We start from the raw sequence: 9,216 nt of genomic DNA on the forward strand, positions 1-9,216 counted from the left end.
TCATGGCCGCTAATTTGCAGACGTACTACCAGAACACTGTTGCGCCGGCGCTTCGCGAGAAGCTCCAGTGCAACGTGATGGCGATTCCGAAGATCACCAAGATCACCCTGAACATGGGCGTGGGCGAGGCGACTTCCGACAAGAAAGTCATCGAACACGCAGTTGCGAACATGGTCGCGATTGCCGGCCAGAAGCCGGTGGTCACCAAGACCCGCATCTCGATCGCCGCGTTCAAGGTTCGCGAGAACTATCCGGTCGGCGTGAAGGTCACCCTGCGCAGCCAGCAGATGTACGAGTTCCTCGAGCGTCTGATCGCGATCGCGCTGCCGCGCATCCGTGACTTCCGTGGTCTGAAGGCGACTGGCTTCGATGGCCAGGGCAACTACAACTTCGGCATCACCGAACAGATCATTTTCCCGGAAATCGACTACGACAAGGTCGACGCCATCCGCGGCATGAACATCACGATCACCACCACCGCGAAGAACGACGAGGAAGGCCGCGCCCTTCTCGACGCTTTCAGCTTCCCGTTCCGCAAGTAAGACGAGTCTGATCCATGGCCAAGACCAATATGCTGGAGCGCGAGAAGAACCGCGCCGAACTCGTCAAGAAATTTGCCAAGAAGCGCAATGCGCTGAAGGCGACGATTGTTGACCCGACCGCATCGTATGACGAGCGCATGGCGGCTGTCGACAGTCTGCAGAAGCTGCCGCGCGATTCGAGCCCGACTCGCCAGCGCAACCGTTGCAACGTGACCGGTCGTTCGCGCGGTGTCTACCGCAAGTTCGGTCTGTCGCGCACCAAGCTTCGCGAAGCAGCAACGCGTGGCGAAATCCCTGGCTTGAAAAAGGCCAGCTGGTAAGCACTTTCTGAAACCAGTTGTCGGCGAGGCACCACAACGCTGAAAGGCACTGTGGTGGACCACCGGCCAACCCCCTGGACATCATTCAATGAGCATCAACGATCCAATCGGCGATTTTCTGACCCGCATCCGCAACGGTCAGTCCGCCCGCAAGAAGTTCATCACGTCGCCGTCGTCGAAGCAGCGCGAGGCCATCGCGGCCGTGCTGAAGGACGAGGGCTACATCGGCGAGTATTCGGTTACGACCGAAGGCCAGAAGAAGACGATTAACGTCACCCTGAAGTATTTCCAGGGCAAGCCGGTCATCGAGCGTCTGGATCGCATCAGCAAGCCGTCCCTGCGCATCTACAAGGCGAGCGATGAGCTGCCGCGCGTGCTGGCCGGTCTGGGTGTGGCGATCATTTCGACGTCCCAGGGCATGCTCAGCGACCGCAAGGCGCGGGCTGCCGGTCAGGGCGGCGAAGTCGTCTGCATCGTCGCTTAAAGAGGAAGATCGAACATGTCTCGTGTCGCAAAAATGCCGGTCATCATTCCGGCAGGTGTCGAGTTCAAGAGCTCGGCCTCGGAGTTGAGCGTGAAGGGTGCCAAGGCAACCCTGTCGCTGCCGCTGCCGAAGGAAGTGCAGGTTGAACTCAACAATGGCGTCGTCACCATTGCCGAGGCTTCGATCAAGTCGTCGCCGGCAATGTCTGGTACTGTGCGCGCCCTGTTGGCGAGCATGGTCCTTGGCGTCACCAAGGGTTACGAGAAGAAGCTGATTCTGGTCGGCGTCGGCTATCGCGCCACGCTGACCGGCAAGAAGCTGAATCTGGCGGTTGGTCTGTCGCATCCGGTCGATTTCATGGTGCCGGATGGCATCACGATCACCGTGCCGACGCAGACCGAAGTGCTGATCCAGGGTGCCGACAAGCACATGGTTGGCCAGGTCGCCGCGAAGCTGCGCAGCTATCGTCCGCCAGAGCCTTACAAGGGCAAGGGCGTTCGCTACTCGGATGAGAAGGTCGTCCTGAAGGAAGCGAAGAAGAAGTAAGTAGTGAAGCAGTGGTCAGTGGTCGGCTCAGGCTTAGTCCTCCGGCCACCCGGCTACTCGAAGGTCACTGGAATCTGTCACTGGAAATCGTTTTATGAGCCCGAAGAAAGAATCCCGTCTGCGCCGTGCGCGCCGGACGCGTGCAAAGATTGCCGAGCTGGGCACCCACCGGCTGTCCGTGCATCGCACGCCGCGCCACATCTATGCGCAGATCATCGCGGGTGACGCTGGTCATACCGTGGTTGCTGCATCGACGGTCGAGAAGATCGTTGCCGAGAGCCTTGAAGGCACCGGCAACGTCGAAGCCGCGAAGAAGGTTGGCGCCACGATCGCCGAGCGCGCCAAGGCCGCCGGCATCACGAAGGTCGCTTTCGACCGTTCGGGCTTTCAGTATCACGGCCGCATCAAGGCGCTGGCCGACGCCGCTCGCGAAGCTGGACTGGAGTTTTAATTAAATGGCTAACCCCAACTACAATTTCGACGACTCGCAGAGCGGCGATTTCAAGGAAAAGCTGGTCGCCGTCAACCGTGTGTCGAAGACGGTCAAGGGCGGCAAGCAGTTCACCTTCACGGCACTGACCGTGGTCGGTGATGGCGCAGGCAAGGTCGGCTTCGGTTATGGCAAGGCGCGTGAAGTGCCGGTTGCCATCCAGAAGGCGATGGAAAAGGCGCGCAAGAACATGATTTCGATCGAGCTGAAGGGCGCGACCCTGCAGCACGAGATCTGGGGCATCCATGGTGCCTCGCGGGTATTCATGAAGCCTGCATCCGACGGTACCGGCGTCATTGCCGGCAGCGCGATGCGTGCAGTGTTTGAAGTTGCCGGCGTGCAGAACGTGCTGGCCAAGTCGTTCGGCTCGCGCAACAAGATGAACATGGTGCGTGCAACGGTCGACGCGCTGCGCAAGCTCAACATGCCGTCGGAGATTGCCGCCAAGCGTGGCAAGACTCTTGAAGAAATCCTCGGTTAAGGACTAAGGAATCGCCATGAGCGCTACCAAGCAAGTCAAAATCACGCTCGTCAAAAGCGTGTTCGGTCGTCTCCAGGCTCATCGCGCTTGCGTGCGCGGCCTCGGTCTGACCCGGATGCATTCGTCGGTCGTGGTTCCGGCGACGGCGGAAAATATGGGCATGGTCAACAAGATTGGCTTCATGCTGAAGATTGAAGAAGTCTGAAACAACAGTGGTCATTGGCCTGCGCCAGTGACCGGTCGTCTGTTTCGAATTCGCTGAACTGTTGTTACTGGCCATTGGCCACTGATCACTGGGAACTGTTGTCATGAAACTGAATACGATCAAGCCTGCTGCTGGTGCCAAGACGGCTCGCGTTCGCGTCGGCCGCGGTATCGGTTCCGGCATGGGCAAGACCGCTGGCCGCGGTCACAAAGGTCAGCGCGCCCGCAAGGGTGGCCGCGGCAAGATCGGCTTTGAAGGCGGTCAGATGCCGATCCAGCGTCGTCTGCCGAAGCGCGGCTTTTCTTCCGCGATCGGCAAGCTGACGGCTGAAGTGCGTCTGTCGGACATCGAGCGGATGACCGAGACCGAGATCGATCTCGGCGTGCTCAAGGCAGCTGGCGTCATTCAGTCGCAGATCCTGCAGGCGAAGCTGATCAAGTCGGGCACCTTGACCCGCAAGATCACGATCAAAGGCGTTGGCGTCACCAAGGGCGCCCGCGAAGCGATCACCGCCGCCGGCGGCAGCGTCGCAGAGTAATCCGTCGTATCTGACTGTTAGGCGTATTCCATGGCCAAGACTCCCGGCGCAGGCGGCATGATGCCGGACCTCAGCAAGATCGGAGAAGTGCGTAACCGCATCTTCTTCCTGATCGGTGCGCTGATCGTCTATCGCATCGGATCGTTCATTCCGGTTCCGGGAATCGATCCGGCCAAGCTCGCGCAGCTGTTCGACCAGCAGAAGGGCACGATCCTGGACATGTTCAACATGTTCTCGGGTGGTGCGCTTTCGCGGTTGTCGATCTTCGCGCTCGGTGTGACGCCGTATATCTCGGCGTCGATCATCGTGCAGCTGATGGCGGCGACGACGCCGGCGCTGAAAGAGTTGAAGAAAGAAGGCGAAGCCGGTCGGCGCAAGCTGACCAAGTACACGCGCTACGGCACCCTGGGTCTGGCCTTGTTCCAGGCAGTGGGTGCTTCGTACGCCCTGCAGGGTAGCGTTGCGCTGTCGCCGGGCTTTGGATTCATCTTCACGGCAGCAGTGAGTCTGGTCACTGGCACGATGTTCCTGATGTGGCTGGGTGAGCAGATCACCGAGCGTGGCATCGGTAATGGCATGTCGATGCTGATCTTTGCCGGTATCGTCTCTTCGATGCCCCAGGCGATCGGCTCCACTGCGCAACTGATCAGCGAAGGTTCGCTGAATCCGCTGATCGCGATCCTGGTGCTGGTGCTGGTGGCCGTGGTGACGACCTTCGTGGTCTTTGTCGAGCGCGCACAGCGCCGCATTCCGATCCACCATGCGCGCCGTCAACAGGGTCGCAAGCTGTTCGCCGCTCAGACGCAGCATCTGCCGCTGAAGCTGAACATGGCGGGTGTGATTCCGCCGATCTTTGCGTCAAGCATCATTCTGTTCCCGGCGTCGATGGTGCGGTTCTTCGGCGGCGAAGGTGGTAGCGGGTTTATGCAGTCGCTGGCCAATGCGCTGTCGCCGGGTCAGGCGCTGTATACGATCCTGTACGCGTTCATGATGATTTTCTTCTGCTTCTTCTACACCGCGCTGGTATTCGATTCGCGGGAGACGGCAGAGAATCTGAAGAAGTCGGGTGCCTTCGTGCCTGGCGTGCGTCCTGGCCTGCAGACGGCCAAGTACATCGATAATGTGCTGACCCGTCTCACGGTAGCTGGCGCGATCTACATCACGGCGGTATGTCTAACGCCAGAATTTCTGGTCACGTATTTCAACGTGCCCTTCACGTTCGGCGGCACGTCGCTGCTGATCACTGTCGTCGTCGTCATGGATTTCATGGCGCAGCTTCAGGCCCATCTGATGTCGCATCAGTACGAAGGTCTGTTGAAGAAGGCGAACCTGAAGTCCTTGAGCAACAACGCCGGCCGTCCAGGCGTGGTTCGTCCGAGCTGATTTTCCCCATCACTGAATAGGCCGGGCAACCGGTTGTAGAGATCGCGCCATGAAAGTTCGTGCTTCCGTCAAGAAGATTTGCCGTAACTGCAAGGTTGTTCGCCGGAATGGCGTCGTTCGCGTGCTGTGCACGGATCTCCGTCACAAGCAGCGCCAGGGCTGATCTAGGCCCTCGGTCCGCAGCCAGCGGAACGGTTAAAAGTTTGTATTTCAGCAGCCAGCATTGCTCGGCTGCTGATTGAAAGTTTCAGTGCAGGTGCGTCATTGGTCTGCATGTTGTATCCCAGCTTCAACGGAATGCTGTCGGTTACGGAGAGGAACGGCGCGCATAGCGCCGACCTTGGCAGCTCACCCACCGGTTTGAAAGAACTGTGGCGAGTCCGGTATACTTTGCGGCTCCCTGCGCCGCAGCGGTTCAAAGCTCTAAGAGGTTATCGATGGCACGTATTGCGGGCGTCAATGTCCCGGCCAACAAGCACACCGTGATCGCGCTGCAGTCGATCTACGGCATCGGCGCGACTCGTGCGCGCAAGATCTGTGACGCGGCCAACATCAATCCGGCGGTTCAGCTGAAAACGCTGACCGAAGGCGAACTCGATCTGCTGCGTGCCGAAATCGCGAAGTTTGCGGTGGAAGGCGATCTGCGCCGCGAAGTGTCGATGAGCATCAAGCGCCTGATGGATATGGGTTGCTACCGCGGTCAGCGCCATCGTCGCGGCCTGCCGGTTCGCGGCCAGCGCACCCGTACCAATGCCCGTACCCGCAAGGGTCCGCGCAAAGCCATCCGCAAGTAAAGCGTAGCCTCACGCAGGAACACCCAGACTCATGGCCAATACCTCCGCCGCCGCTGCAGCCGCTAAGGCTCGCAAGCGCGTCAAGAAGAACGTGACCGATGCAATCGCTCATGTTCATGCTTCTTTCAACAACACGATCGTTCTGATCACTGATCGCCAGGGCAATGCTCTGTCGTGGTCGACCTCGGGTGCCTGCGGTTTCAAGGGCTCGCGCAAGTCGACTCCGTTCGCCGCGCAGATTGCCGCCGAACGTGCCGCCACTGCTGCTGCCGAGCATGGCGTTAAGAATCTCGAAGTTCGTATCAAGGGCCCAGGCCCGGGTCGTGAATCGGCAGTGCGTTCGCTGAACGCCGCCGGCTTCAAGGTCACCAACATCACAGACGTGACGCCGATTCCGCATAACGGCTGCCGTCCGTCCAAGCGTCGCCGCGTGTAAGGAGAGATCGAAATGGCACGTTATATCGGTCCCACCTGCAAACTCGCCCGCCGCGCCGGCACTGACCTTCTGCTCAAGAGCCGTGGTCGCTCGCTGGACACCAAGTGCAAGCTTGATACCCCTCCTGGCCAGCATGGCGCGCGCAAGCAGCGTCTGTCGGACTACGCGCTGCAGCTTCGCGAGAAGCAGAAGCTGAAGCAGATGTACGGTCTGCTCGAGCGTCAGTTCCGCAACTACTACCAGAAGGCCACGCGCACCAAGGGCGCGACCGGTCTGAACCTGCTCCGCTTCCTGGAGCGTCGTCTGGACAATGTGGTCTACCGCATGGGTTTCTCGGCCACCCGCGCCGAAGCCCGTCAGCTGGTCAGCCACAAGGCGATTCTGGTCAACGGCAAGAGCGTCAACATTCCTTCGTACAGCGTGCAGGTTGGCGACGTGATCCAGGTTCGCGAGAAGTCGCGCAACCAGACACGCATCACCCAGGCTCTGTCGGTCGCCGCGCAGATCGGTCTGCCGGAATGGGTTGAAGTTGATGAAAAGGCGCTCAAGGGCGTGTTCAAGGCACTGCCGGAACGCGACCAGATTGTCCAGGACATCAACGAAAATCTGGTCGTCGAGCTTTACTCGAAGTAAGCAACGGTCTTGGGTCGGCTCGCGCCGGCCCTTGATGCGTACAGAAGTTCTGTTCTGCTGGCGCCTTTGATTTCGGCTTCCAGTCTTCGGTTTCAAGAGGTGTTTACATGCAGGGTTCCGTCGCCAGTTTCCTCAAGCCGCGTGTTGTCGATGTTGAGCAGATTTCCTCGCATCGCGCGCGCATCACTCTGGAACCGCTGGAACGCGGCTTCGGACATACGCTGGGCAACGCGCTGCGCCGCATTCTTCTGTCTTCGGTTCCGGGCTCGGCCATCACCGAAGCGCAGATCGAAGGCGTGGTGCACGAGTACAGCGCCGTCGAAGGCGTGCAGGAAGATGTCATCGACATCCTGCTGAACATCAAGAACATCGCCGTGCGCATGAACGCTCGCGAGTCGGCCGTGCTGAAGCTCGAGAAGAGCGGCAAGGGCCCGATCACCGCAGCGGATATCCAGCTCGATCACGATGTCGAGATCGTCAACCCGGAACTGGTCATCGCCAATCTGACCGGCGGCAAGATCAGCATGACCCTCAAGGTCACGCGCGGTCGTGGCTATCAGCCGGCAGCCGCTCGTGCTCAGAACAACGAGGACGAAGGCGTTTCGATCGGCGCGCTGCAGCTCGACGCTTCGTACAGCCCGGTTCGTCGGGTCAGCTACTCTGTCGAGCGTGCTCGCGTCGAACAGCGCACCGATCTCGACAAGCTGATCCTCGATGTCGACACCAACGGCGGCATTGATGCCGGTGATGCAGTCCGCTTTGCGGCCCGCATCCTGCGCGATCAGCTGGCGGTGTTCGTCGATTTCGCCGAAGGCGAAGAGCCGATCGTCGGCACTGTCGGCAAGAAGGATCTGAATCCGATCCTGTTCCGCCCGATCGACGATCTCGAGCTGGGCGTGCGTTCGACGAACTGCCTCAAGGCCGAAAACGTCTACTACATCGGCGACCTCGTGCAGCGCGGCGAGACCGAGCTGATGAAGACGCCGAACCTGGGTAAGAAGTCGCTGAACGAGATCAAGGAAGCGCTCAAGGCGCATGACCTCGAGCTCGGCATGAAGCTCGACAACTGGTCGTCGCCCAAGGTTGCTGCGTAAGGCCGCTGCCTGAATCTCCGAGGTCTGCGGTCGATACCGCAGGCCAGTAATTGCAAACAACCGCGCGAATGGCCACCGGCCGCTAGCCACTGATAACAGAGTTAAAACATGCGCCATAAAGTCGCAGGCCGCCGTCTCGGCCGCACCACCAGCCACCGCAAGGCCGATCTGCAGAACATGGCCGTGTCCCTGTTCCAGCACGAGCTGATTCGCACCACGGTTCCGAAGGCCAAGGAACTGCGCCGCGTTGCCGAGCCGCTGATCACCCGCTCCAAGGATGACAGCGTCGCCAACCGCCGCATCGTGTTCAACCGTCTGCGTGACCGCGCCATGACCCAGAAGCTGTTCCTGGAACTGGGCCCGCGTTACTCGACGCGCCCGGGCGGCTACCTGCGCATCCTGCGCTGCGGCTTCCGCCCTGGCGACAATGCGCCGATGGCGTATGTCGAACTCGTCGGCCGTCCGGCCACTGCTGCTGCGGAAGGCGCAGACGCCTGATCGGCGTATCCGAAAGTTGGTTGCAAGAACAAGGGCGCTTCGGCGCCCTTTTTCGTTTTTGCTCCCTCGAGCAAGTTGGCGTGCGAATGGTGCTGGGGCGGGGTTGCTCTTCTGCAGCATCTGCTCAGTTCAAACCCATCGCCATATGCATCCGCGCGGATGGCAGTTCCGTAGCGGGGCGTCGGTTCTGGCAGCGCTTTGTTCGACCCTGTTGTATGGCATGCCTCTTGCGCTTTGAAACCATACTTTTCAAGGCTTTTCGAGGCCTCTGACAACAGGCTTTCGATTCCTTGACGTTGTTCAGACCGCGTGACTATTCTCGGCCGGTCACACATCCGAAACGAATGGCTTGGGGCCATCACGTCGGGTCCTGTTAAAAAACTTGCGTAAGGGAGCTTCAAAATGAATCTGAGTGCAGACGGTAGGCTGCGGCTTGCAGCCCGTTGTGCGTTTGTCGTAGGGGTCGGCGCCATTGCCGGTACAGCTGCAGCGGCGGAAGTTATCAAAGTTGGGCAAGCGATTGAAGTGGTCCAGGCGGGACAGCCGGTTGAAGTGGCTCAGCTAACCACCACTGATGATTCGGCGGCTGCACCAGCGTCGGGAAATGGTAAGGACGTACCGAAAGAGCTGAAAAGCGTTCAGGTGACGGGTTCGCGCATCAAGCAGGCGAATTTTGAATCCCCGATTCCGATCCAGACGATCGATGCCCGGCAGATCGAACAAACCGGCCAGACCAACATCGGTGACATCATCCGCAGTCTTCCCGTCGTCG

The 9,216-nt window shown here is 59.8% G+C and carries 16 protein-coding genes; all 16 read left to right on the forward strand.

Annotated elements, in window-relative coordinates; genetic code table 11:
* Window positions 1-2: 2 nt before the first annotated feature.
* Window positions 3-542, forward strand: coding sequence for a 50S ribosomal protein L5 (rplE, locus tag Q0D45_RS07475; protein ID WP_022978601.1), 540 nt, complete (start codon window positions 3-5; stop codon window positions 540-542).
* A 14-nt stretch (window positions 543-556) separates the two neighbouring features.
* Window positions 557-862, forward strand: coding sequence for a 30S ribosomal protein S14 (gene rpsN, locus Q0D45_RS07480; RefSeq protein WP_022978602.1), 306 nt, complete (start codon window positions 557-559; stop codon window positions 860-862).
* 88 nt (window positions 863-950) lie between these two features.
* Window positions 951-1,346, forward strand: a complete 396-nt coding sequence (gene rpsH / locus Q0D45_RS07485; protein WP_293390685.1) for a 30S ribosomal protein S8 — start codon at window positions 951-953, stop codon at window positions 1,344-1,346.
* Window positions 1,347-1,361: 15 nt separating this feature from the next.
* Window positions 1,362-1,892, forward strand: coding sequence for a 50S ribosomal protein L6 (rplF, locus tag Q0D45_RS07490; RefSeq protein WP_028475790.1), 531 nt, complete (start codon window positions 1,362-1,364; stop codon window positions 1,890-1,892).
* A gap of 94 nt (window positions 1,893-1,986) precedes the next feature.
* Entirely contained in the window at window positions 1,987-2,343 is a 357-nt protein-coding gene (gene rplR, locus Q0D45_RS07495; RefSeq protein ID WP_022978605.1) for a 50S ribosomal protein L18, read from the forward strand.
* Window positions 2,344-2,347: 4 nt separating this feature from the next.
* Complete coding sequence (rpsE, locus tag Q0D45_RS07500; protein WP_022978606.1) at window positions 2,348-2,863, forward strand: 30S ribosomal protein S5; 516 nt, start codon at window positions 2,348-2,350, stop codon at window positions 2,861-2,863.
* 16 nt (window positions 2,864-2,879) lie between these two features.
* Window positions 2,880-3,068 carry a 50S ribosomal protein L30 gene (gene rpmD / locus Q0D45_RS07505; protein ID WP_022978607.1) on the forward strand — a complete coding sequence of 63 codons (189 nt, stop codon included), beginning with the start codon at window positions 2,880-2,882 and terminating at the stop codon, window positions 3,066-3,068.
* A gap of 103 nt (window positions 3,069-3,171) precedes the next feature.
* Complete coding sequence (gene rplO / locus Q0D45_RS07510; protein ID WP_273453681.1) at window positions 3,172-3,606, forward strand: 50S ribosomal protein L15; 435 nt, start codon at window positions 3,172-3,174, stop codon at window positions 3,604-3,606.
* A gap of 30 nt (window positions 3,607-3,636) precedes the next feature.
* Complete coding sequence (gene secY, locus Q0D45_RS07515) at window positions 3,637-4,989, forward strand: preprotein translocase subunit SecY (RefSeq protein WP_366946372.1); 1,353 nt, start codon at window positions 3,637-3,639, stop codon at window positions 4,987-4,989.
* 49 nt (window positions 4,990-5,038) lie between these two features.
* On the forward strand, window positions 5,039-5,152 hold the full coding sequence (gene rpmJ, locus Q0D45_RS07520; protein WP_084711652.1) for a 50S ribosomal protein L36: 114 nt from the start codon (window positions 5,039-5,041) through the stop codon (window positions 5,150-5,152).
* A 274-nt stretch (window positions 5,153-5,426) separates the two neighbouring features.
* A complete protein-coding gene (gene rpsM / locus Q0D45_RS07525) occupies window positions 5,427-5,783 on the forward strand; it encodes a 30S ribosomal protein S13 (RefSeq protein ID WP_022978610.1) in 357 nt (118 codons plus the stop codon).
* Between the two features lie 31 nt (window positions 5,784-5,814).
* Complete coding sequence (gene rpsK, locus Q0D45_RS07530) at window positions 5,815-6,219, forward strand: 30S ribosomal protein S11 (protein WP_022978611.1); 405 nt, start codon at window positions 5,815-5,817, stop codon at window positions 6,217-6,219.
* Window positions 6,220-6,231: 12 nt separating this feature from the next.
* Window positions 6,232-6,852 (forward strand): 30S ribosomal protein S4, encoded by a 621-nt coding sequence (gene rpsD, locus Q0D45_RS07535; RefSeq protein ID WP_293390702.1) that lies wholly within the window; start codon window positions 6,232-6,234, stop codon window positions 6,850-6,852.
* 107 nt (window positions 6,853-6,959) lie between these two features.
* On the forward strand, window positions 6,960-7,946 hold the full coding sequence (gene rpoA, locus Q0D45_RS07540) for a DNA-directed RNA polymerase subunit alpha (protein WP_293390705.1): 987 nt from the start codon (window positions 6,960-6,962) through the stop codon (window positions 7,944-7,946).
* Window positions 7,947-8,054: 108 nt separating this feature from the next.
* A complete protein-coding gene (gene rplQ, locus Q0D45_RS07545; protein ID WP_293390708.1) occupies window positions 8,055-8,444 on the forward strand; it encodes a 50S ribosomal protein L17 in 390 nt (129 codons plus the stop codon).
* A gap of 402 nt (window positions 8,445-8,846) precedes the next feature.
* Window positions 8,847-9,216 (forward strand): hypothetical protein (locus Q0D45_RS07550; RefSeq protein WP_293390711.1); only part of this gene is annotated, 370 nt, incomplete at its 3' end.

The organism is Nevskia sp., from assembly GCF_023266035.1.
Lineage (GTDB): Bacteria > Pseudomonadota > Gammaproteobacteria > Nevskiales > Nevskiaceae > Nevskia.